This is a genomic window from Aquimarina sp. 2-A2 (assembly GCF_045505135.1).
GTDB classification, from domain to species: Bacteria; Bacteroidota; Bacteroidia; order Flavobacteriales; family Flavobacteriaceae; genus Aquimarina; species Aquimarina intermedia.
In genome coordinates this window covers 161832-184891 of the sequence record NZ_JBJKFI010000003.1, presented here as the reverse complement: position 1 = coordinate 184891, position 23060 = coordinate 161832, and the positions used below count along the sequence as shown (strand labels likewise).

Here is a 23060-nt window from a genome sequence, read left to right as displayed (position 1 = left end):
AAAAGGCCTCTTTTAATATTTCGTACGCTATCAAATTATTTTTATTCGTATTCAAATGTTCCGTGCTCTGAAGTAATCGTCAGCTTTTTAGTATCTGAAGCTTCTACGCTCCCGACAATTTGGGCATCTACATCGAAACTTTTTGATATAGCGATAATATCTTCTGCTACTTCTGGGGAGACATATAGTTCCATACGGTGCCCCATATTAAACACCTGATACATTTCTTTCCAGTCAGTTCCTGAGTTTTCCTGAATTAATTTAAATAAAGGTGGTACATCAAAAAGCGAATCTTTGATAACATGTACCTTATCTACAAAATGTAATACTTTAGTCTGCGCACCACCGCTACAATGCACCATTCCATGAATGACATCGCTTTTATACTGTTCCAAAATTTTCTTAATTATAGGCGCATACGTACGTGTGGGCGACAATACCAGTTTTCCGGCATCAAGGGGTGAATCAGCAACCTCATCAGTCAAGTTAGTTTTTCCTGAATAGACCAACTCCGTTGGTACAGAAGGGTCAAAACTCTCAGGATATTTGGATGCAAGACTTTTATCAAACACATCGTGACGGGCAGAGGTTAGTCCGTTACTTCCCATACCGCCATTATATTCTTTTTCATACGATGCTTTACCAAAAGAGGATAAACCAACGATCACATCACCCGGTCTGATATTGGCATTATCTATAACATCGCTTCGTTTCATACGCGCCGTTACTGTAGAGTCTACTATAATGGTACGAACTAAATCTCCGACATCAGCAGTCTCCCCTCCTGTAGAATGAATCGTAACGCCGAATTCTTTTAAATCAGCCAACAATTCTTCAGTCCCATTAATGATTGCAGACAGCACCTCTCCCGGAATTAAATTTTTATTTCTTCCGATCGTAGAAGAAAGCATAATATTATCGGTTGCTCCTACACATAACAGATCATCAATATTCATAATAAGGGCGTCCTGAGCAATTCCTTTCCAAACAGAAATATCACCAGTTTCTTTCCAATACATATAGGCTAAGGAAGATTTTGTTCCTGCACCATCAGCATGCATAATTAAACAATATGCTTCGTCTCCGGTTAAATGATCCTCAACAATTTTACAAAATGCTTTAGGAAAAAGACCCTTATCAATATTTTTGATCGCATTGTGTACATCTTCTTTGGCGGCAGAAACACCTCGTTGGGCATACCGTTTACTTACTTCTTGACTCATGAATGTTGTGTTAAGCCACAAAGATAACCGAATTTAAGAATTCTTAAATCCGAATTATAAATTATCTTATTCCCAATCAGGCATGGATGCATTTTCAATTATTGTTGTTCGGGTTGATCCGCCTTGTATTGCAAGTGTCTGTATGTTTTTCATAGATAATCCATCATTTGAGGTATTTGTAAGAATCACACTTACCTCATTGGGCGAAAAGCGTGCATCCAAATCATTAGTTCCTGCAGGTTTATCCGAAGAAATATCAGTTGTGGTGCTATCTGTAAAATTGTAGACGAATAATCTGGTATCCAACTGTCGATAAGAGCTACTTTCAAACGCTGAAACATCGCGACTAAATAATAACAAATTACCATCTACAGAAAGATTAATTCCTCCGGCTGCACCGGCAACACCTGAAACTACCGTTGTGAGAACCGTCCCGGATGCATTGATAGTAAATATCTCGACGTTATACCCTTCCAGATTATTAGTTTTAAGCGCTGTTATATCACCTGTTTCATAAACATCGATTTCTGTAATTACATTCCCATTGGTTGTTTGAAACCGCTCAGCTAATCCACTACCATCATTATTGATTTCGTACAACTTGTCTTGATTAGGATATAATAGTTTGGCCCCATTTTGATCCCAGGAAAAATCAACTTCTTCCAAATTGAAACCTACCACCGGTACCTGTGAGGTAATTTGTTTTTGATTAGATCCATCCAGACTCATGGTAAATAAATGCACTTGAGATCCGACAGATTGTAAATACGCTATTTTACCATTTTGTACATTTCTTCTTGGTCGAAAGCTATTTTTTGAAAGTGAAGTTAAGCGTATCGGATTCTCCCCTGCTTCATCGACAGAATATATCACACTATTGCCTTCAACGAGACGACTAAACACTATTCTGTTATTCGATGCAGTTGCGGTGGTAAATGCAAATGTTTCACTATTGACAGGATCATTAATAGCATCGGTAGTCGTCACCTGCCAAAAATATTTGGCTCCATATATCAACCCAGTAACAGTGTAGGTCGTATCTTTGATTTCTTCGAAATACTCTACGATATCATTTTGATCATTTCGTAAACTAAGTGTATATTCTAAGACATCTTCTTTGTCCGGATCACTCCCAGACCAAATCAATTGTACCTCGACCGGTTGATCTGCAGAATTATCCGGGGGTGTTACCAATTTTGCCGCATTGGGTGGACGATTCGCGGCAGTCTCGACATCCATTTCAAATACTACTTCGAGGGTTTTGTCAGTTAATACCGAAATAGCCTCAAATTCTGCCAACAAGCCTTCTCTCTGTGCCGAAATTGAATAATCCCCTGTCGGTATGTTTTCTATGACATAATTCCCGTCTTTATCAGAAAAGACTGTGCTTGTAGATGGGTTGGTTGAAATCTTTACATTTTCTAGAGGTTCATTCGTATTTACCACAACTACTTTTCCTTTTACTGCACCTAAACCTTCAAGTTCAATTGTATCTTCACTACAGGACATAAGGCTATATAGTGTGATGCATACTAGTATCGAATAGAATATTTTCATATATCTTATTTATTGAATATTTACTGGAACGTAAATTTTTATTTTAATCTTTAATTTTTTGCTTTGAGAGATAATCTTATTAATTCTGCATAACTGTTCTTTTGGTTTTACCAAAATACCAATTAAGTCCTACCACAAAATTAAAATACTGATCATCCCGTTTTCCCTGAACGACATCATCTAATTTATCGCTCATGACAACATTGTGTGTTCCGCTGAGACTAATGCCAAAGGTATCTTTCATTAGATATTCAACACCTCCCCCATATTGTAATTGGAACAAGGTTTTATCAAAACTGTCTGCATTCACAACGCCGGCACCACCAAACAGGAGGGGCGTAAACTTTTCTTGTGGCAGCAGAATAAACTCACTATTAAGCTGAAAAGCATTAAACCCATTTACAAAAGAAGGATCATTTTTGAGTTCAAACTTACTTATAGATGCTGCAAGATTCACGTATGGATTAAAAAACCATTTCATTCCGAGTCCGCCATTATAAGAAAGCTCCGAATTACCATAGTCTCCACTAATAAGAGAAGTTCCCCCTTGAATAAAAAAAGCATGTTTGTTACGTCGATCTCTCATATAACGATCATACAGATTAGTGTTTTGTGCCTTAAGTTTTTCGGTTTTGTAGTTAAACAGCAATTGTTCAACTTCTTCCGGCTCGGCAGTTGGCGCCCATAAGTTATCTTCAATACCTTCAACGATTAAAGAAGCGACCGCTTTTTCAATGGCTTCGGTTACTGCAAGCTGTGCAGGTTCGTTCTTTGTGATACCAGTTTCGGCTTCTAAGAGTCTTTTAAATTTCACATACCTAAAAAAACTGGCATCCAGGGCCTGAGATAATATTGTTTTGGATACATATACCGTTTTAAGAATTTTTCCGCTTGACGTGGATACTGCACGCAAGTATATGGTGATTCGATCCTGACGGTATTGTGTAGAACCGCCAATGCCAAAATACCGTGCCCCGAGTCCGCCGGTGATAATATTAGAATCATATGAGACAATACCGCCTTCAAGAATGATGCCTGCATAAAGTAAGGGAGGTAACTGTGGTTGATCAGTGTTTTGAGTTTTTTGGTACTCTTTTCTGGTAGAACGAATGATATTACGTTCGTTTAAAAGGTTGCTTAAATTTTCCCTTTCGATCGGTACGAACCATTTTGAATCTTCAAGTGCTTTGATCAAAATTGTGGTTGCACCTTGTGTAACTGCTGTACTAAAAGTACTTCCATTCTCCGTGGGTTTATATTGCCCAGTTTGATCGCGGAATTTATACACGCCGACCACTACGGGCTCTTGTGGCAAAGGAAAGTTACGCAACTCTTTAGATAATTCGGTATCTTCTCCAATACGCGCTTCTTCTATTGTAAGTGGCTGATTAAAATAGGTGCCGCAACCGGATAATGAGATAGCTAAAAAAATAATAAATGATACTGTGTAAAATTTTGAATTCATTAATGGTTAGTTAGGTATTACTACTTGAGATTGATCACCTGTACTCGTATCGAGTATGTTGATGACCAGTCCCTCTCCTGAAGGAAAAATTTCAATAAATAAGGTTCCAAAGGTATACGTACCCTCCTGCAACCCCTCATTCCCAAATTGCTCTGTAAATAAAGTTCTTGAAATTTGACTCAACAATTGATTATTTAGACTTTCAGTAAACCGTTCCAAATCGGATCGTTGATCTCTTCCGGAATTAGTTTCTTCGGTAAACTTATTTTGCGATTCGGCCGAACTTAACAGCCATTGATAGTTGAAGGTATCACCGCCAAACGCGGGATTTTTAGGTTTATATACGAGTTCCTGTGCTTGCACTACAGAAAACGCTGGTATACATAAAATTGATAATAAAATTTTCTTCACGATTTTAAATTTTAGAAGTAAGTCCGGCTGTACTCGGAGCCGGACTTACTCTAGTTGTATATGTAATTAATTAGTTTGGGTTATATCAATACTACCTAAATCACCACTTTGTATAATGGTAGCCTCAAGCCCTGAACCTTGTTGTGTATATTTTAAGGAGTTATACATTCCGCTTTGCGTAGTTTCCAGGGTGTTCATATCTCCAAATTGACGTGCTATTGTAACATTACCTTCTCCTAACTGTGTAGAAAGCAAAACATTTGAGTCTCCTTGCTGAATTTGAGTCAAGCTATTCTCATAACCCATTTGTAGTGCTGTAGCTTGATTAAGGTTTCCTATTTGCGATTGACTTAGACTGCTCATTTCGGCATTGTCCTGAGTTGCTGTTACTACATTTTGATTTCCTTCTTGATTTTGAACTATGGAGCTACTGTAATGGGTATATTGATCATTCCCTGTTTGTACTGCTGTAGCTTCATTACCTGTACAGCTATGCAAACTATTTTGAGTTATTGTTATAGATCCAGCAGTAAATCCACTCTGCGAACTGGTTGCAATATTTTTATTTCCGCTTTGTGAGATAGTAGCATTGGAACCACCTGTCTGAGTTGATGAAATTTGATTGTTATCACCATTTTGAATCTGTCGAACCTTACCTGGGTACAATTCATTTACCGGCATAATTTGTTTAGATAAGACTTGGTTGTTATTACCTGTCTGTTGCTGAAAGGTGTTGCTAACGTGGGATTCTCGAATATCGGTACCTTGAGAAGCGTTTGCAGTATTGCTATTACCTATTTGAATTTGTTCTATTACACTGCTTTCCCCAAATTGATAAGCTGTGGCTTCATTGTCTAGCCCTGTTTGCTCTTGTCGAACTACAAGCTCTGGTTCACCCGGATTTGCAGTACTATACATACGTACTCTTCTTTGTGTAGAAGTCGCATTATTTCTATCTCCTATTTGTCGTTGTTCTACTCTATTAAAACGAGATGTTTGAGTGGCTGCAGCCGTGTTGCCATCTCCTTCGATACTTTCTTGATATTGATAGGAATAATTACCGAAACTTGAAGGTCCCATTGTAATTGAAATAATATTTCTATCTCCCACCTGTATTTGTTCCGAGTAATTAGTACTCAAATAGTCAAAACCATCGAGTAAAATTTCTGCTGTGTTCAGATTACCGGTTTGAGTAATCTTAGCAATGTCATCAAAAATTCCATTTTGAAAAATGGTTGCACTGTTATTATCTCCTTTTTGAGCTACTTCTGCAGTTACGCTTTCTCCTCTAGAGTAAATATCTGCTGTATTCAAATCACCTTCTTGTGTGATACGGCTAAAGCTTTCATAAATATTATAGGTATTATTATTTTGATCAATTTTTGCATAATTATCCTCTCCTCTCTGGATAATAGATGTGGTTCCCCATCCTCCTGTTTGATCAATAATTGCGGTATTATTTTCTCCTTCCTCTTCGGCACTTTCTCCTGCTTGCGTAACAGATGTGTATAAATCCTCACCAATTTGTGTAACGGTTATAACACTGTTTTCTGAGTTTTGATCGATTACAATCTCATTGCTCGTGGTTTGCGCAATTGCAAATTGCAAACTTAAAAGCCCCATAAAAATTAAAATAGTTTTTTTCATAATAGTGTGATTTTAAAAGTTATATGAATTCATATGTACGTTGGTAGATGAGTCATTTATTTAAAAGTCAATATCAAATAAGTTCTTCAAAAAATGTTATTATAATGTTCAAAGATCAGTTTGATTGTTGAATGGCTATGGCACTCATACTCCCTTGTTGAATCACCGTTGCTTGAAGTCCAGTTCCTTCTTGATTCAAATCAATTGAATTATATTCTCCCGACTGATCAGTTTTAATCATATTTAGATTTCCAGATTGATACCCCTGCATAGTGAGCCCAAATCCTGTCTGTAAGGAAGTCATACTATTCATATCTCCTGTCTGATGTTGCATAATTGCCAAAGATTCATCTCCTTCCTGTATTGCCATAACTAAGTTTTCGTTTCCAACTTGATACTGTAACAAGGAATGATCATACCCAGCTGATTGTAGACCTAAAGCATGATTAATATTTCCTATCTGAGTTTGAGAAATTGTTCCATGTGCCACTTTTTTTTGTTCCACCTCAGATATATTATTAACTCCTGTTTGCCGCTGTTTAACGAGCACAAATTCTGAATCCTTCTGATAAGCCTTTGCAAAATTTCCTGTTTCCAATGCTGTTGAGTTCTGTTGAATATTTATCTCTGCTATGGAATGATAATTTCCGCTTTGAAAAACATCTACCTTATTAAAATTTCCTTCCTGAGATATTTGAGCTGAATTTGCTCCCAAAGCTTGATAGGATAAAATTTCATTGTAACTACCAGATTGTGAATGCGTAGTTTGATTAAAGTCAAAATTCATAATATCCTCTTGTTTGGCTAAAGCAATATTATAATCCCCAAGCTGTTTTTGCTCTATTCTCCCATACATTGCCTCGGTTCTTTGATAAGCTTCTGCGATATTATTATCTCCTTCCTGTAATTGGTTCACGATAATTTCTTCTCCAGATTGAAAAACAGTTGACGAATTATTATCGCCCGTCTGAACTTGTCTTGCAACGACCGAAAAAACTTCTCCTCCCCATCCAAGTTGATTGCTTTCAACATAATTTCCATCACCATGTTGAAACTGCTCTAACTTGATACGTTTGCCCTGCATCACTCCTATTGCTACATTACCTAGATCAGTATAACTCTCTTGGCGCTGTAATGAATATCCCGATATTATACTATTTTGAAATAATGATATTGTATTCTTATTCCCTATCTGAATTTGATGCGCATCTGAGAACCCCCAAATTTCAGAACTTACATTGATCGAAGTAATATTATGATCTCCTTGTTGGTGAATAGAAGCAATCATTTCATTTTCCCCATACGTAAAAATATCACTAGTATTAAAGTTACCTATTTGTGAGATCGTAGAATTAATTAGATAATTTCCTCTACTCACACTTTTTGCTATATTATTAAATCCCTCTTGAAATATAGTGGTATGACTGCTATAGGCATTTATGTCTATTTCACTTTCATTATTATTACCTCTCTGTGAAATTTCTGTGGTGTTTACTGAACCCAATTGCTGGATTATCGCTGAATTGTTGTCTCCTAGCTCACCTTCAATCAACCCAACCTGGGTTACGCCAGCGTATAAATTTTCTCCAGTCTGTGTGACTGCTATGGCACTGTTTGTGGATTGTTGATCAATTACAATCTCGTTTGTCGTTTGAGTAAATCCAAAATTCACTCCCAGTAGCGTTAAGACTCCTGTTAAAATAAATGCTTTCATGACACAAGAATTTTGTTTATTATATAAATAGTTTTCTCAATATTGAAAAATATTTTCTTTCTGCTCTTTTAAGTCTTGAAAATAACGATACACCTTACGCACAGCGGTGTTTGACATTTGTTCCAGATACTCTAAATCCGGTTTTCCTAGAAATTCAAAGATGGTATTATCTTCTATAGTTACCTTAATTATAGTACTACGGCCAAAACTTAAATTCTCTACCACCTTGACTATTTTATTACCATTAATTTGATTCAAAGAGTAGGTACTATAAAAAAAGTCATAAAAATCCTTTCCTGGTTTCGTCTTGGTTTCCTCGACTACAATTCCTTTTAATTCAATTCCGTCGTTAGGTTTATTCTTTTGGTTTTCATGAGGTTGTTCTGCATTTGAGACTCCATTAATCTCTAAACGATCTGTAGCAATAATTCCTTGATCGCTACTAATCAAAAGCATAATTACTAAATGATCCCGCTCTTCCTTATTAATAGATGTCTGTGATAATTCTTTATACTCGTTTGCTTCGAGTGTAAATCTTCCCTCTTGAGAGTTCTTTGATTTGTTATTTGACGGCGTAGTTCTAAATACAGTGAGCGTATATTTTAAAGTTTTAAGAACTTCTGTGGTGTTGGTTGCTGTTGCTTGAATAGTGATGATATCGTCAATTTGCTCCAATTTGATTTTAGCTACCACGTCTTCTGAAATTTTTTCTTGAGCGTTTATCGATATTGACAATAAAAACACAAATAAGAGTATTCTTTTAGGTTTCATAGGTCAAAATATTAATAGTCATCTCATAGCTAAAAATTTCGGAGTATTACGGTTTTAGAATTCCCAGTCATTTTTAGTTTAATTTTATTGGAAAGCGCATTACTTCCAAATTTTTCAAAATATAGATTACTTCCCTCTTGATTAACATCTATCATTGTATGTTGTCCAGTCGAATAAGAATTTTCAAAATATGTATTATTGTTCCCGTTTTGAATGATATTTTTTGTAATCTGTAATGCAGATTCATTAATGTCAACTGCATTGTAATCTCCGGCTTGTGTTACCTCTACTGCATAGGCGTTTGAAAAGACATCAATAAAAGCAGTGTTGGTCTCACCCATCTGTTTTATAAATACCGATTTATTGAGATTTGCTTGTATCTCAGTAGACGATCTTTCAATAGCCGAAAATGTTTCTTGTTGATCCAGCTGCCAATCCTGTAAATCTGATCTTACTTGATCAGCGTCTATATCTTGAGCATACCCTGATGCTGTAAGCATGAGTAAACTCACTACTATGCCGAGATTATTCATTATTTCTATATTTCAATTTATAAATAAAACAACACTGCACTTATTTTGTGCAGCGTTGCTTAAAATTATTAATTTTATAAACCTCCTACTTGGTTTACTACTGCTGCATTATTAGTCCCTACCTGAAGAATTGTGCTGTTATGCATAGCACCCGTCTGACGAACCATTGTTGAATTGCCGATACCAAATTGCGTATCTGAAGCTACATTCTCTATCCCATCCTGTAAGATATCACTTGTATTTTCAGCTCCATTTTGAGAAGATGTTGCCATGTTTCCTTCACCTAGTTGAACTTGCATTACCAAGTTGTCTTCACCAAAAATCCCAAAGTCCCCTTCTTGAGAAGCTACAGCAACATTATTGGACCCTAACTGTCCTTGCATAGTGACATTGTCACCACCAAAGAAGGCTAGATTTTGTGTAGCTGATGCATTATTGCCATCCCCGAACTGAACTTGATAGATTTCATTATTATCCTCCTCATGTTGTGCAAAGGCTGTATTCTCTTCTCCCAATTGTATTTGTTCTACAATACCATTACGAGAATCAAAGATGGAACTTCCCTGCAATGAAGTTGCCATATTACCACTGCCTTCTTGGTATTGAAGGAGTGTATTACCTGTACCCCATTGCTCGCCGGCAGCCATATTAGCTTCTCCTATCTGAAGTTGCTCAGCATAGTTTTCATTTCCAACCTGAGCCATCGTAGCTACATTATCGCTACCTTCTTGCAGTATTCCACTAAAGTTATCTTCGCCGTTTTGTCCGGTAGTAGCAGTATTCATTTCACCAACTTGAATTTGAAAAGCAACATTACCTACTCCATCTCCAAAAAAGCCATTTCCTTCTTGAGAGATCAATGCGGTATTACGATCACCCTCCTGAGACTGATCCGCATAATTATCTCCTCCAAAATTCAATAAATTTTGCGTCGCGGAAGCTGAGTTACCATCACCTACCTGCACTTGATAAATTTCATTACGATCTTCTTCGTGTTGTGCAAATGCATTGTTTTTGTTACCTGTTTGTGACTGGACAACAACTCCGTTTCTTGAAGCAAACGCCTCACTACCTTGAATTGTTTCTGCGTTGTTAGACATCCCATCTTGAGTCGTCAGGGCATCGTTTTCTAACCCGTCCTGATCAACACTTGCGGTGTTTGAAGTTCCAGTTTGTAAAATATTACTAGTATTAGATTGCGCAACCATTACTGTGGTTGAAAATAAAAGGGCTGCTAAGCCAAAAATCATTTTTTTCATGTGTGAAATGTTTTAAATTGATAATACTGTTATTGCCATTTTATAAACATATGCATCATACTTATCCGCACACCTCGTGCTCCGATAATTATCGTTAACTCAAAAAATAGTGTAAGGGACTAGGGGTATTATCAATCGTTGCAACTATTGACTCTTGTAAATTTAGCAAAATTAATTACCTAGAATTCAAAATATTATGACATTTCGATGAAACACTACAAAAAAAGCCATAGAACTCAGTTCTATGGCTTTTTTAAACATTTTGTTAAAATTATAATACGTTATTTCTTACTTATCTTGTAAAAAGTAATTCTCTGTACTTGGTTAGTGGCCATAACTCATCATCCACTAACAACTCCAATTTATCACAACTGTATCGAATATCATCAAATAAAGGTTTGACTTTATCGCAATACGCATACGCCATTTCTTCGGAGTCAGTTAAGTTATTTGCTTCTTTACGAGCATTGGTCATCTCATTTACCTTAGTATTAATTTGACTTATATGCCTTGAGATTTCTTCTATAATCTCCATCTGCTCTTTAGCGTGCATTTTAAAATCATCTCCGTACAACCTTTTTAAACCTGAAACATTACTGATCAACGTATTCTGATATTTGACTGCTGTCGGAATTACGTGATTACGTGCAATATCGCCAAGAACGCGTCCTTCAATTTGTATACGCATTACGTACTCTTCCATTTCAATTTCGTAACGCGCTTCAGATTCAATGCGGTTCATAACCCCCATCTCTTCAAACAGTGCTAAAGATTTCTCTGAGATTTTTGCTTTTAAAGCAACCGGAGTGGTTTTGTTATTACTCAATCCTCTCTTTGCTGCTTCTTGTTCCCAAGCATCACCATATCCATTACCTTCAAACAAAATATTCTTTGATTGTTTGATATACTCTCGCAATACATTAAAGATAGCTTCGTCCTTTTTAAGTTCTTTTGTATCAATCAATGCATCTACTTCTTTCTTAAAATTACGTAACTGTTTTGCAACAATTGTATTTAAGATCGTCATAGGATTTGCACAATTCGCTTTTGATCCCACTGCTCTATATTCGAACTTGTTACCGGTAAACGCAAAAGGCGAAGTACGGTTACGGTCTGTGTTATCTAATAAAATCTCAGGAATTTTACCTACAACATTTAATTTTAAATCTGTCTTTTCCTTTGGTGAGAGCTTTCCGTTAGTTACACTTTCCAACTCTTTTAGAACAGCCGTCAGCTGCTCTCCTATAAATACGGAGATAATTGCTGGCGGAGCTTCATTGGCTCCTAATCGATGATCATTACTGGCTGATGCAATCCCCGCACGCATCAATTCCTCATTATCATTAATTGCTTTGATTGTATTTATAAAAAAGGTCAAGAATTGTAAATTGCTCATCGGTGTTTTACCGGGCCCCAATAAATTCACTCCCGTATTTGTACTAAGCGACCAATTGTTATGTTTTCCAGAACCGTTTACACCTGCAAAAGGTTTTTCATGAAATAACACTTTAAAATCATGACGTGCTCCAACTTTATCCATCACATCCATAAGTAGTGAATTGTGGTCTACTGCTAAATTGGATTCTTCAAAAATAGGTGCTAACTCAAATTGATTAGGTGCTACTTCATTGTGACGCGTTTTGACAGGAATACCCAAACGCATACATTCAATTTCAAGATCCATCATAAAATTTAAAGCACGTAATGGGATGCTGCCAAAATAATGATCATCTAATTGTTGTCCTTTTGCCGGAGAATGTCCTAATAAGGTACGTCCTGTCATCACCAAGTCGGGTCTCGTATTAAACAAGGCACTGTCTATAAGAAAATATTCCTGTTCCCATCCCAAAGAGGCATTTACCTTCTTTACATTTTTATCAAAATATTTTGCTACTGCTGTCGCAGCTTGATCAACCGACTGTAAAGCTCGCAGTAATGGTGTTTTATAATCTAAAGCTTCTCCTGTATAAGATACAAATACTGTAGGGATACATAAAGTAGTACCATAAATAAAGGCAGGAGATGTTGGGTCCCATGCAGTGTACCCACGTGCTTCGAATGTATTTCTTATTCCTCCATTAGGAAATGATGAGGCATCAGGCTCTTGTTGAACTAGTTGTCCACCACCAAATCTTTCTATCGCTTTCCCATCTCCAATAGTTTCAAAAAAGGCATCATGCTTCTCGGCTGTAGCTCCGGTTAATGGCTGAAACCAGTGTGTATAATGCGTCACTCCTTTTGACAAGGCCCAGTCTTTCATAGCCGAAGCTATCTGATCAGCAATCTTACGATCCATTTTAGTGCCGCTGTTTATAGCATTCATCACACTATCGTAAGCGTCATCTGTTAAACATTGTTGCATCGTTTCTTGATTAAAAACGTTTTCTCCGAATAAAACCGATCTACGATCAATTTCTTTAATTGCTACGTTTTTACGACTTAATGCTTCTTGTAAAGCACGGAACCTAAGTGTTGACATAAGAGTTTTTAGTTGTTATTATTTCGGCACAAATATAGTAATTTATTTTTTTTAAGTATTAAATAAATCTTAACCCCCTAAAAAAACAGGGGCATAACCTTTTAAAAATACTTTTAAATAGAAACCAACCCTTATAAAAACAATAGGATTGATCAAAAAACACAATCTATTTATAATTTATGTTAAATAATTATTAACGCTACTTAAAAACCTATGGCTATTTCCTAATCCTATGACAAAAAAATAAAAGAGTCCTTTATACTAAAACCAAAAAAACCTGAGCATCGAGATGTTCAGGCTTGTTATTTTCAAATAATGAAAGCTTACTTCACAAAAACTAGTGCTATAAATACGCAGTATGCTCCAAATATAAAAAGCCCTTTGATTCTTCCCAGCTCCATACGTTTTGGTATAAAAGCCAGCGGTAATAAAATCATAGCAAAGCCTAACATCCAAAAAATATTGGTATCCATTAATGTTTCATCTTTGATGGCAATGGGCTGTATAATAGCAGTAATTCCTAATACTGAAGCAATATTAAAGATGTTTGAACCAATCAAATTACCCAAGGAAATTGCTTTTTCTTGTTTCAATGCTGCAATTACTGAAGCTGCTAATTCAGGAACACTCGTACCCACTGCTATAAGTGTAACTGCAATTACCCCTTCAGACACACCCATCACAATAGCAATCGCCTCGGCACCATTGACTAATAATTCTGAACCAAAATAGAGTGCTGCACCACCAATCAATAACCAAATCGCTATCTTAAAATTTGATGTTTGTTGCAGGGTATCATCAACTTCATCTGTAACTGCAGCTGAGAATTTTCTTGCATTCCGAATTAATATAAACAGATACACACATAACGAAAGAAGTAAAATAGCACCTTCTGTAGTGGACAATACATCATCATTGTTAAGAAAAAGATAGAGTACAAAAGATAATACAACCATCACAGGCCAATTGAGCTTATAAAAGTCCTTATCAATTGCTAATGGACCAATCAACGCAGTAATTCCCAATACCAGCCCTATATTTGCTATGTTAGAACCCACAACATTACCTAAAGAAATATCGGACAATCCATCCAATGCTGCTTGTAAACTAACCAACAATTCTGGTGCTGACGTTGCAAATGAAACTACGGTAAGACCAATTACCATACGCGATAATTTAAGTCGAAAAGATAAGGCAACCGAGGAGCGTACCAAAAATTCCCCTCCTACAACTAATAATGCCAGTCCGATAAAAAGATAAAGTATATTTAAGAACATGCTTAATGGATTTTGACAGCGAAGATAATAAGTCTATTTAAAGTAGTTGTTTTCATTTTATCTTTTATTTAAACCATCCGGGTATCTTACTATAACATAAAAGATTACTAATTTTGTATTATGAAAAAACAATTTTACCAATTTTTAGCCCGTCTCAACAAATTAGTTCTACCAAGTTTTAGCAAAAAACAATTGGATTTATCTAAAGCGTCAAAATTTCAAATGCTACTTTTTGGATGGAAACTCTTCGTTACTAAACGAGCTTTATAGTGTATTACCATCCATTGTTTGCAACATTTTTGATTTAGAATCGTCTTTTTATTGATTTTAGAAACTTATTAATTCAAATAATACTATTGATATGAAACGATGGCTACTTGCAGGAGCTTGCGTACTAGGTGTGCTCTCCTTATCAGCGTTTACTGTTGTAGAAAAAAATAATAGTTTTTGGCAACCTTTTGAGAACAATGAGGTAACTGCCGTAATTAACAAAGACACTACGGAAGAAGAGCTTAATGACCTCAAAGCTTTCTTTGCCGATAATGGTATCGAACTATTTGTTAAGAATGTAACCCATAATGATCAAAAAGAAATAACAGGTCTTTCAATCGTTTTAAAGAAAGGCAACTCAAAAACCAATTATACTTCTTCCTCCAATGTTCCTATAACTGCTATCGAACTGGGTTTTAAATCGGGTGGTTTATTTATTAGCAATCAAGATAGTTTAAAGATAACCACGTGGAAAAATAATGCCCCTTTCAAACATCCTCACATAAACATTGATAGCCTGATGCAAAATCACGGTTTCGCTTTTAATTTTGATTTTGATCGAGATGCTGATTCGCTGCTCTTTAAAGGAGGAATTAATTTGCAAGAATTAAAAGATCAGATAATAAACTCTTTTTCTTTTGATTTTGATGAAGATGAACAAGGAAATTTTAGCTTTAACGGGCAGGCAATCTCGCCGTTTCAAGGTAAACAACGCTATCATTTTATAGATAAGCCGGGAGTTGATAAACTCATCATTATCGATGGAAAAGAAGAAGCTTTTGAGACTTTGGACAAGTTAGCAAAAGATGATAAATTAGATATGGTTGATTTTCTAAAACCAGAGACCGCTAAAAGTTTATATGGAGAAAAAGCGAATGATGGAGCAATCATCGCGACCACAAAAAATTAATGAACGTATAACTTATTTTATAACGCCTTCAATGAAAAAGACTTTGAAGGCGTTTTTTATATATTAAAAATTAAATAAGGACACAACGGGCTTTTTTAATTGCTCTCTTCCTTTTAAAAAATCCAACTCAATAATAAAATTACATTGCACCACTACACCTCCAAGTTCTTCAACTAGCTCACACACTGCTTTTGCAGTACCCCCCGTTGCTAATACATCATCATGAATCAGCACGCGATCTCCAGGCTGTATGGCATCTTCATGGATTTCTAACTCATCTGCGCCGTACTCCAAACTGTAGGCTTTACTTTTTACTTTATATGGTAACTTTCCTTTTTTACGAACGGGTATAAAACCTGCGTTAAAGCGTTCTGCCAACATCCCTCCCAAAATAAACCCGCGAGCTTCGATTCCAATTACTTTATCTACTTTTTGCCCGGAACTATACAAGGCATGTAGACGATCTACACAAACTTTTAAAGCTTCTGCATTTCCTAAAAGCGGTGTAATATCTTTAAATACTACCCCTTCTTTTGGAAAATCAGAAATATCTCTGATATATTTTTTCAAATCCATCTGGCAAAATAACGAATTATATAAAATGGAAACAATTTTTAATGAAATCTCTCTACATAATTTAAAAGTGAGGTAAAAATCCTCTTGAAAACTTTCAACACAATGCCAAAATTGCTCTATAATCTACAATTTAAAACTTTAAACAAGTACAAGGCAAACAGTCCGAAACCATAATCATTAATTTACTTATAAATACAAAATAAGTTTCATAAAAAGCTGTCTAAAAATTTTGTTAACAATAACCTTGCTTATATATTGAGAAAACAACTAGTAAAAATAGAGAAATCATGTAAAAACTAATCGATACACACTAACAATTAAAAAATAATATCTAACCAATTAAACATTATCTATGCTAACATTTTTCGGAATCTTAATTTTAATTATAGGAGTCATAAGTCTCGTAATTACTCCTTTTTTCAACAGTTCTAAAGCACTTGCCTGGTTTACTAAAACCAGAAGTTTACAACTCATTGCGTTCGGGTTTGTATTAAGTGTACTTTCAGGATTATTGTTCTACGCCGAACCTGGTACTGCGTATGCGGTGCAATACCCTTGGGGGAGTCAAAAAGCGGTTTTCAGACAAGGAATTCATACGAAGATGTGGGGACGTCTCATCCCTATTCAGTTCGAATTACCAATAAAATATGTAATCCCTGATAGTGAAGGTGATCTTGGAGAACAAAGTCAATACGCCAATGTAGACAAAGCTAAATATTGGGCTTTCAGTGATGCTGTTAAAGCTAGGATTGCTACCTCTGTGGTTATTAGTATCAATACGGTTGATGAGGATCAATTTTTATCGGTGGCCGATCGTAATAAGACTGAAAGAAACCTTATTCGATCCCGAATTATACCAAACATTGATCAATCTATCAAAAACACCTGTAAATTGATGGATGCCCAGGACTATATTTCAGGACAAGCTTCTGATTTTGATCGATATTTTAAAGATCAATTAGAGAATGGAATGTATGTACTCGAAGAGTATATTACTAATGAAAGTGTTGAGACTATCGGGGATAGTATGACCATACGTACAATCACCAATAATAAAGAGTCTAAGCAAAAACGCTTTAGAATCAAAAAAATCAATGGTGAGCCAGTACGAGAAAGAGGGAATTCATTAAAATCCTACGGACTAACAGTAATTCAGGCTGTGGTTACCGAAATTGATTGGGAATCTACCTTCGATAAGCGTCTACAGCTTCAAAAAGAAGAAGTTGCACAAACACAATTGGAGAAACAACAGGCAGAACGAGAGTTCTATCGCGCTCAAAAAGAAACTGCTAAAGGAGAAGCTGAAAAAGCTACAGAGCGAGCCAAATTAGAAAAGCAACAAATTCAAAAAACCATCGAAGCTGAGACACGTGCCAAGGTAGCTGAATTTAATCTTATAGAAGAGCGAAAAAAATATGAAGTTGCGCAGTTTAAAGCTAAAACACAAAAAACAATGGCTGACGCGCAATCTTATGAAAACGCAAAACTTGTTACTGCAGGACTTACACCACAAGAACGTGCTGAATGGGAATACAAAACCTCAGTTAATGTTGCCCGAGAACTAAAAGATTTAAGATTACCACAAATTTATTTTGAATCGGGAGGTAAGCAAGGCGAGCAAGGAAATCTGTTGCAAAACCTAATCGGAGCAGAATTAGCTAAAAAAATGCTCTCAAGACCTTCTTCGAAGCGTTAAGTAATAGCGTAAATTAAATTCCTACTATAGAGTCACTTATCTGTTATCTTTCATTTGAACCAAAAAATAATGGTGAGGGGCTCTATTTTTAAATTACAAAAAATTAATTAAATTCCTTTGGTTACTTTATAAAAACAGTTATATTTGCACCCGCAAAAAGGCCTCGTAGCATAACTGAATAGTGCACCACATTACGGCTGTGGAGGTTGCAGGTTTGAATCCTGCCGAGGTCACATCACTCAAGAAACCACGTCCAAAAGACGTGGTTCTTTATTTTATAAAAAAGCCAAACGTGAGTTTGAGGCCCAATATAGAGCGCTTTGTCTATCAACATCGATTTTATCGAGATTGGACTCATTTCTAATAAGCTTTTTTATTGCTTTACTATCTGATTTTTCCTGTTTAATGCTGTTAATTAACTGTGATGTCCGAAACTGGTTATGCAGAAATAGAGTAAAACGAAAAGGAATAAGAGCGTGTTTTTCATATATTGATCGATAAGCTTAATTATAAGTTTAGTTACATAGAATAGTTATTCCAATAGTTTTTTTATCTCTGGTTTTTTCGCCATATAAAAAAGTTTAAATATATTCTTATTGTAAAAAAGTAAAATAATGTTCAGCCAATTGTTCCGCTTCCTTTTCAGATATGGGTGGGGTTTGCCACCTTTGAGATTGTAATTGCAATGTTGTATCAGATTGTTTTACGATACGGTACTTTGTTTTACTACCTAAAATATTGGTTATTAATTCGTTTTCATTCTGTCGATATCTTCCATTAAATTCTTGTTTCGGGATCTCTGCTGTAAGAGATGATTTTTGCTTAACACTATCTTGCAGTGGTGTTATCGCTAATTGCTCTTGCTGTAAAGCAACAATGTACATTCCATTCTTATCGAATATCCAGGATGTATGTGTAAAAGGTGTCTGTACATTACCTCTAATACCATTATCAATAAAAACTACAGAATCAAGTCTCCATTTCCCTATTGCAGAGGGTAGTTCTGCATTACTTCGCTCAACAGGCTCAGTTTGCACATACTCAATGGTGGTTTCTAAAGATTTTGTCTTTTTACAACTGGTAAATGATATACACAAACAGCATAGACAAAAGATAAATTTCATAAGTAGATTATTTTGATTTTGTTCCATGAACACATTGGTGTTAGATATATTATTTTTACATTGAACTAATGAAAGTAATTATTAGTAGTCAAAACTATGTTTTAATAATTGTCCTGTACTACTTTTTTATATTGCTATAAGATTATGACAATAAAAAAGTCTAGTTCAGCAATTTCTTAATTGCCAAAGTTTTTGCGACATCAAACGCAGTTTTATCATATTTGTCTTTCATATCTACATTGGCTCCTGAGGCTAGCAGGTATTCAACAATTTCCTTATGACCTCTAGATGCAGCTCGATGAAGAGGTGTGACCCCATTGTCATCTACGATGTCTATTACAGCTCCAGCTCCAATTAAGAGCTTGACAACTCCTAAGTTTCCTTGTTGCACCGCTCCTAAAAGAGCAGTAATCTTTCCTGATTTTTGCTCATTTACATCCGCTCCAGCTTTTACTAAAACTTCCACTGTTTCTGTATGTCCATTGTAAGAGGCAACATAAAGGGGAGATTCATTATCAAAACCATTTAAGTTGATATCTGCACCAGATTTAATAAGGTGTTTTACAGTCTCAACATGACCGTTGTAGGATGCAATATATGTAGGGGTGTATCGATCTTCCTCTGTTCTGTTCACATCTGCTCCTGCCGTAATCAGGCATTTAACGGTTTCCAGGTATCCTTTGTCGGATGCCTCGAACAGCGGTGTTTCTTTCTCAGAATCCGGGTAATCAATTGTTGCTCCCGCAGCAATTAATAGTTTTACAATTTCTGTACGATCACTATAAGATGCTACATGTAAAACTGTTTCCTCAAAACTATTTACTTTATCAACATCTGCTCCTGAAGAGATAAGTAATTTTACAATTTCATGATATTTCCCCTGGGTTGCCTTATGAAGAGGGGTATTGCTATCTAAACTACCACCATCTACATTAGCACCTGCAGCAATAAGTTGTTTTGCAATTGCATAATATCCTTCTTTACAAGCAAGACCAAGCGGAGTACCATCTTTTGAATTAGACTTATTAACATCAGCTCCCGAGGTAATTAGTAGATCAACTATTTGTTGATGATGTCTAGAATTCATGGCACAAGCAAGCGCTGTATGTCCTGCCTTGTTGATAATATTTACATTAGCTCCTAAATCTATAAGTTGCTCTACAATATTAGTTTCACCGCCACTGGCTGCCAAGTGAAGGGGTGTATCTCCTCTAGAATTGGCTTTGTGGATATCTGCTCCCGCAGCTATTAAGTATTTAATAGTGCTTTGACGACTATGTCCAATGGCAAAGTGCAGTGCTAAATCTTTCACATTGGCCCCTAAGCCTATCAAAAGTTTTATGATTTCTATATTACCACTGCTAGCAGCCAAGCTAAGAGGTGTTTCTCCTTTCGAATTGGCTTTGTGTATGTCTGCTCCCGAAGCTATCAAGTATTCAATGATTTCTAGACGACGATTAATAATGGCAAAGTATAGTGGTGAATTCTCTTCAGAAAAGGAGGTACCTACATCAGCACCTAAGGTTATCAGATATTTTACAGTTTCGAGATGGTTATTTGCTATCGCAGTTGAAAGAGTGTTGTTCAGATTTGCATGGGCTCCTGAAGCAATCAAAACTTTCAAAATTTCCAAATGTCCGTTAGAAGAAGCTTCATGAGAGGCAGGGCTATATTCTCTTCCATCATTTACATCCACTCCTGATTTTATGAGCAACTGTACTATTTCTAGGTGTCCATTTCTGGCTGCTTGTGAAAGTGGCGTCTTCTCATCTAAACTACTATTATTCACCTCTGCTTCTGATTTAATAAGAAGTGCTACAAGTTCTATATTACCATTAGCACATGCTTGCAATAATGGGGTAAACCCTTGAGAAGTTTGAGTATTTACATCTGCTCCTGCATTAATCAGCTCCTGAACGATTGTTACATTATTTTTCAATGCGGCCTTATTGAGTGGAGTAGATCCCTCAAAATCTTGATGATTGACATCAGCGCCAGATTCAATCAGAATGGTTACAATCTCTACATGACTTTTGAAGGCAGCCCATATCAGTGCTGTTTTTCTTTCCGAATCTTTTAAATTTACATCTGCTCCTGCTGCTATTAGTAATTTCACAACAGCTACATATCCATAGTAAGAAGCCAAATGAAGAGCACTTCGTCCATTTTTAATGCAAACATCAACTTCTGCTCCTGAATTCAACAGTTTATCCACAATAACTGTATGCCCAATAGCAGATGCCCAAAGAAGAGAGGTCACACCTTCGGCATCTCTGTAATTAAAGTCAGCTCCCTTTTTAATTAAGTCTTCTATAGTTTTAGGATCAGGATTTTCTTTTTTGATTTCATTTATCAATTGAGTATCGATTGCATCTTGTCCATAACTACACGTGTAGAAACAAATAATAAATAAAAGTAAAGTGGTGGTTGCCTTCATGATTTTGAATTAAGATAGTGGGTTAGTTGATTTTTGTATGATGTAGCATTACTCTAGCATTTTTTTAATCTTTAGATCATTTGTTAGATCAATAGCTTTATCACCCATACTGTCTTTTATTGTTGGATTTGCTCCCGAAGCTAGTAGGTATTTCACCATTTCTTCCTGTTTGATCATACATGCAAAATGGAGGGCTGTTCTTCCATTCTGACTAGTTTTATTAACATCAACTCCAAGCTTGATCATGTATTTTACTGCTTCTGGGTTAACTGATGTTATAGCTGAATGCAAGGTTGTAGCTCCATAGTACCTTTCTATAGTATGTACATTAGCACCAGCTTCAACTAGCATAGTAAGTATTTCCATATTTCCTTGTGATGCTGCAATGTGGATAATAGGCTGGTCATATGTAATATTTGAATTTATATTTGCTCCAGCAATTATGAGCTGTTTCACTATTTTTGTCCTGCTTTCTAATACAGCCAGATATAAAGGGGTTTCTCCATTTTCATCTGCGGCATTAATATCAGCTCCTTCTTTAATCAAATAACCAGCTACCTCAGGTTGCCCTTTTTTTATGGTTGTGTATAAGGGAGTTTCCTTACCCAGTCTGGGAATGTTGATATTTGCGCCTGATTCTAGCAAGTACTGAACAACTGCAAGATGTCCGTTTTCTGAAGCTTTGAAAAGAGGTGTTTCACCAAGCATGTTTTGTTTGTTTACATCTGCTCCTTTTTGAATCAAAAGTTGAACAATTTTTAAGTGATTGTTCTCTGCTGCAACAAATAGAGGGGTATTATCAAATAAATCTACTGTGTCTACAGACGACTTGAAAGATATCAAGGACTTAGCAATTTCTGTATACCCTTTTTCTGCGGCGAGTATCAATGTCGTTCTTTCGTCTCTTTTATATTTGAGAAGGACATTAGCTCCTTCCGTCAGCAGTAGGTCGACCACTTTGAGTTGATTTTGAGAAACAGCATTATAAAGAGCCGTTTCCCCCAATTTATCCTTCATATTGATATCAGCACCAGCGGCTATAAGTGTTTTCATTACTTCCAGATGACCGTTATATGAAGCCGCGAAAAGTGGCGATATGCCACTGCTACCTGTTAAATTTACAGATGCCCCTTTTGAAAGTAAGAGCTCGACTATGGGTTTGTAGTCTTGTCTGGCAGCCATACAAAGTGGGGAAATTTGAGCTACCTGATTGATTTCTGCTCCTGCATTAACCAATACTTCAACCATCTCCAACTGATTTCGCTCTACCGCAATCAACAGAGGAGTATAAATGCACCCGATTACATAGTTGACCTTTGCTCCTTTTGAAAGTAGTAATTCAACAATATCTATATATCCTCTTTCAATAGCCAAAAATAGTGGTTTGTCTTTATTGGCTGCAGCCTTGTTTACATCAGCACCAGCCATGATTAGCATCTTGGCTAGTTCAACGTGTTCATTTCTAAGTGCATTGATCAGTGATGTACACCCATAGCTATTTACTTTGTCAATTTCTGCCCCGGATTCAATCAAATATTCTGAGATCTCCAGGTGTCCTTTGGAGGATGCCCAATGCAAGGATGTGTTTTGAGATTCATCCTCATAATTGACATTGCTACCTTTCTTAATCAGTTTTTTAATGACTGTAATATCTGAGTCATTTTTTTTCACTTCCTTGATTTGTAAAACGTGGATGGATTGTTTCGAAATA

18 protein-coding genes and 1 tRNA gene are annotated in these 23060 nt (G+C 36.1%); 4 read left to right on the top strand and 15 right to left on the bottom strand.

What is annotated here, in order from left to right:
* Positions 1–41 precede the first annotated feature (41 nt).
* The 11 genes from ACJRPK_RS09135 to ACJRPK_RS09085 all read right to left on the bottom strand — a co-directional run bounded on the left by ACJRPK_RS09135 (position 42) and on the right by ACJRPK_RS09085 (position 14336).
* Positions 42–1223, bottom strand: coding sequence for an AIR synthase related protein (locus tag ACJRPK_RS09135; protein WP_407139618.1), 1182 nt, complete (start codon positions 1221–1223; stop codon positions 42–44).
* Between the two features lie 66 nt (positions 1224–1289).
* Positions 1290–2780 (bottom strand): carboxypeptidase-like regulatory domain-containing protein, encoded by a 1491-nt coding sequence (locus ACJRPK_RS09130; RefSeq protein WP_407139617.1) that lies wholly within the window; start codon positions 2778–2780, stop codon positions 1290–1292.
* A gap of 79 nt (positions 2781–2859) precedes the next feature.
* Entirely contained in the window at positions 2860–4245 is a 1386-nt protein-coding gene (locus tag ACJRPK_RS09125; RefSeq protein ID WP_407139615.1) for a CsgG/HfaB family protein, read from the bottom strand.
* A 6-nt stretch (positions 4246–4251) separates the two neighbouring features.
* Positions 4252–4656, bottom strand: a complete 405-nt coding sequence (locus ACJRPK_RS09120) for a curli production assembly/transport component CsgF (protein ID WP_407139613.1) — start codon at positions 4654–4656, stop codon at positions 4252–4254.
* A 66-nt stretch (positions 4657–4722) separates the two neighbouring features.
* On the bottom strand, positions 4723–6303 hold the full coding sequence (locus ACJRPK_RS09115) for a hypothetical protein (protein ID WP_407139612.1): 1581 nt from the start codon (positions 6301–6303) through the stop codon (positions 4723–4725).
* Positions 6304–6418: 115 nt separating this feature from the next.
* On the bottom strand, positions 6419–8017 hold the full coding sequence (locus ACJRPK_RS09110) for a hypothetical protein (RefSeq protein WP_407139610.1): 1599 nt from the start codon (positions 8015–8017) through the stop codon (positions 6419–6421).
* A gap of 36 nt (positions 8018–8053) precedes the next feature.
* Entirely contained in the window at positions 8054–8788 is a 735-nt protein-coding gene (gene csgH / locus ACJRPK_RS09105) for a curli-like amyloid fiber formation chaperone CsgH (protein WP_407139608.1), read from the bottom strand.
* Positions 8789–8817: 29 nt separating this feature from the next.
* Positions 8818–9321, bottom strand: a complete 504-nt coding sequence (locus tag ACJRPK_RS09100) for a hypothetical protein (protein WP_407139607.1) — start codon at positions 9319–9321, stop codon at positions 8818–8820.
* A gap of 74 nt (positions 9322–9395) precedes the next feature.
* A complete protein-coding gene (locus tag ACJRPK_RS09095) occupies positions 9396–10580 on the bottom strand; it encodes a hypothetical protein (protein WP_407139605.1) in 1185 nt (394 codons plus the stop codon).
* 292 nt (positions 10581–10872) lie between these two features.
* On the bottom strand, positions 10873–13059 hold the full coding sequence (locus ACJRPK_RS09090) for a glutamine synthetase III (protein ID WP_407139603.1): 2187 nt from the start codon (positions 13057–13059) through the stop codon (positions 10873–10875).
* 323 nt (positions 13060–13382) lie between these two features.
* A complete protein-coding gene (locus tag ACJRPK_RS09085; protein ID WP_407139602.1) occupies positions 13383–14336 on the bottom strand; it encodes a calcium/sodium antiporter in 954 nt (317 codons plus the stop codon).
* Positions 14337–14456: 120 nt separating this feature from the next.
* Here ACJRPK_RS09085 and ACJRPK_RS09080 point away from each other — a divergent pair, with 120 nt between their 5' ends.
* Together ACJRPK_RS09080 and ACJRPK_RS09075 are read left to right on the top strand one after the other, a co-directional pair.
* Positions 14457–14606 (top strand): SsrA-binding protein, encoded by a 150-nt coding sequence (locus ACJRPK_RS09080; RefSeq protein WP_148782671.1) that lies wholly within the window; start codon positions 14457–14459, stop codon positions 14604–14606.
* Positions 14607–14697: 91 nt separating this feature from the next.
* Entirely contained in the window at positions 14698–15516 is an 819-nt protein-coding gene (locus ACJRPK_RS09075; RefSeq protein WP_407139600.1) for a hypothetical protein, read from the top strand.
* A 63-nt stretch (positions 15517–15579) separates the two neighbouring features.
* Here the strand turns inward: ACJRPK_RS09075 and ACJRPK_RS09070 are convergent, their stop codons facing one another.
* On the bottom strand, positions 15580–16092 hold the full coding sequence (locus tag ACJRPK_RS09070) for an adenine phosphoribosyltransferase (RefSeq protein ID WP_407139599.1): 513 nt from the start codon (positions 16090–16092) through the stop codon (positions 15580–15582).
* A 352-nt stretch (positions 16093–16444) separates the two neighbouring features.
* On the opposite strand from ACJRPK_RS09070, the gene ACJRPK_RS09065 reads away from it, so the two are divergent.
* Complete coding sequence (locus ACJRPK_RS09065; RefSeq protein ID WP_407139597.1) at positions 16445–17788, top strand: hypothetical protein; 1344 nt, start codon at positions 16445–16447, stop codon at positions 17786–17788.
* A gap of 159 nt (positions 17789–17947) precedes the next feature.
* Positions 17948–18021 (top strand) — tRNA-Arg (locus ACJRPK_RS09060).
* Positions 18022–18381: 360 nt separating this feature from the next.
* On the opposite strand, the gene ACJRPK_RS09055 is transcribed toward ACJRPK_RS09060, so the two are convergent.
* The 3 genes from ACJRPK_RS09055 to ACJRPK_RS09045 all read right to left on the bottom strand — a co-directional run bounded on the left by ACJRPK_RS09055 (position 18382) and on the right by ACJRPK_RS09045 (position 23020).
* The gene (locus ACJRPK_RS09055; RefSeq protein ID WP_407139596.1) at positions 18382–18912 is read right to left on the bottom strand and encodes a hypothetical protein; all 531 of its coding nucleotides are present in this window, start codon (positions 18910–18912) and stop codon (positions 18382–18384) included.
* Positions 18913–19072: 160 nt separating this feature from the next.
* The gene (locus tag ACJRPK_RS09050; protein ID WP_407139595.1) at positions 19073–21349 is read right to left on the bottom strand and encodes an ankyrin repeat domain-containing protein; all 2277 of its coding nucleotides are present in this window, start codon (positions 21347–21349) and stop codon (positions 19073–19075) included.
* 48 nt (positions 21350–21397) lie between these two features.
* Positions 21398–23020, bottom strand: a complete 1623-nt coding sequence (locus tag ACJRPK_RS09045; protein WP_407139594.1) for an ankyrin repeat domain-containing protein — start codon at positions 23018–23020, stop codon at positions 21398–21400.
* Positions 23021–23060 lie beyond the last annotated feature (40 nt).

Bases quoted from the DNA above. Each gene is read 5' to 3' on its own strand.
- ACJRPK_RS09095 (WP_407139605.1), bottom strand. From the start codon at position 10,580: ATGAAAAAAATGATTTTTGGCTTAGCAGCCCTTTTATTTTCAACCACA.
- ACJRPK_RS09050 (WP_407139595.1), bottom strand. From the start codon at position 21,349: ATGAAGGCAACCACCACTTTACTTTTATTTATTATTTGTTTCTACACG.
- ACJRPK_RS09115 (WP_407139612.1), bottom strand. From the start codon at position 6,303: ATGAAAAAAACTATTTTAATTTTTATGGGGCTTTTAAGTTTGCAATTT.
- ACJRPK_RS09075 (WP_407139600.1), top strand. From the start codon at position 14,698: ATGAAACGATGGCTACTTGCAGGAGCTTGCGTACTAGGTGTGCTCTCC.
- csgH (WP_407139608.1), bottom strand. From the start codon at position 8,788: ATGAAACCTAAAAGAATACTCTTATTTGTGTTTTTATTGTCAATATCG.
- ACJRPK_RS09055 (WP_407139596.1), bottom strand. From the start codon at position 18,912: ATGAAATTTATCTTTTGTCTATGCTGTTTGTGTATATCATTTACCAGT.
- ACJRPK_RS09070 (WP_407139599.1), bottom strand. From the start codon at position 16,092: ATGGATTTGAAAAAATATATCAGAGATATTTCTGATTTTCCAAAAGAA.
- ACJRPK_RS09100 (WP_407139607.1), bottom strand. From the start codon at position 9,321: ATGAATAATCTCGGCATAGTAGTGAGTTTACTCATGCTTACAGCATCA.
- ACJRPK_RS09085 (WP_407139602.1), bottom strand. From the start codon at position 14,336: ATGTTCTTAAATATACTTTATCTTTTTATCGGACTGGCATTATTAGTT.
- ACJRPK_RS09090 (WP_407139603.1), bottom strand. From the start codon at position 13,059: ATGTCAACACTTAGGTTCCGTGCTTTACAAGAAGCATTAAGTCGTAAA.
- ACJRPK_RS09125 (WP_407139615.1), bottom strand. From the start codon at position 4,245: ATGAATTCAAAATTTTACACAGTATCATTTATTATTTTTTTAGCTATC.
- ACJRPK_RS09135 (WP_407139618.1), bottom strand. From the start codon at position 1,223: ATGAGTCAAGAAGTAAGTAAACGGTATGCCCAACGAGGTGTTTCTGCC.
- ACJRPK_RS09065 (WP_407139597.1), top strand. From the start codon at position 16,445: ATGCTAACATTTTTCGGAATCTTAATTTTAATTATAGGAGTCATAAGT.
- ACJRPK_RS09080 (WP_148782671.1), top strand. From the start codon at position 14,457: ATGAAAAAACAATTTTACCAATTTTTAGCCCGTCTCAACAAATTAGTT.
- ACJRPK_RS09130 (WP_407139617.1), bottom strand. From the start codon at position 2,780: ATGAAAATATTCTATTCGATACTAGTATGCATCACACTATATAGCCTT.
- ACJRPK_RS09110 (WP_407139610.1), bottom strand. From the start codon at position 8,017: ATGAAAGCATTTATTTTAACAGGAGTCTTAACGCTACTGGGAGTGAAT.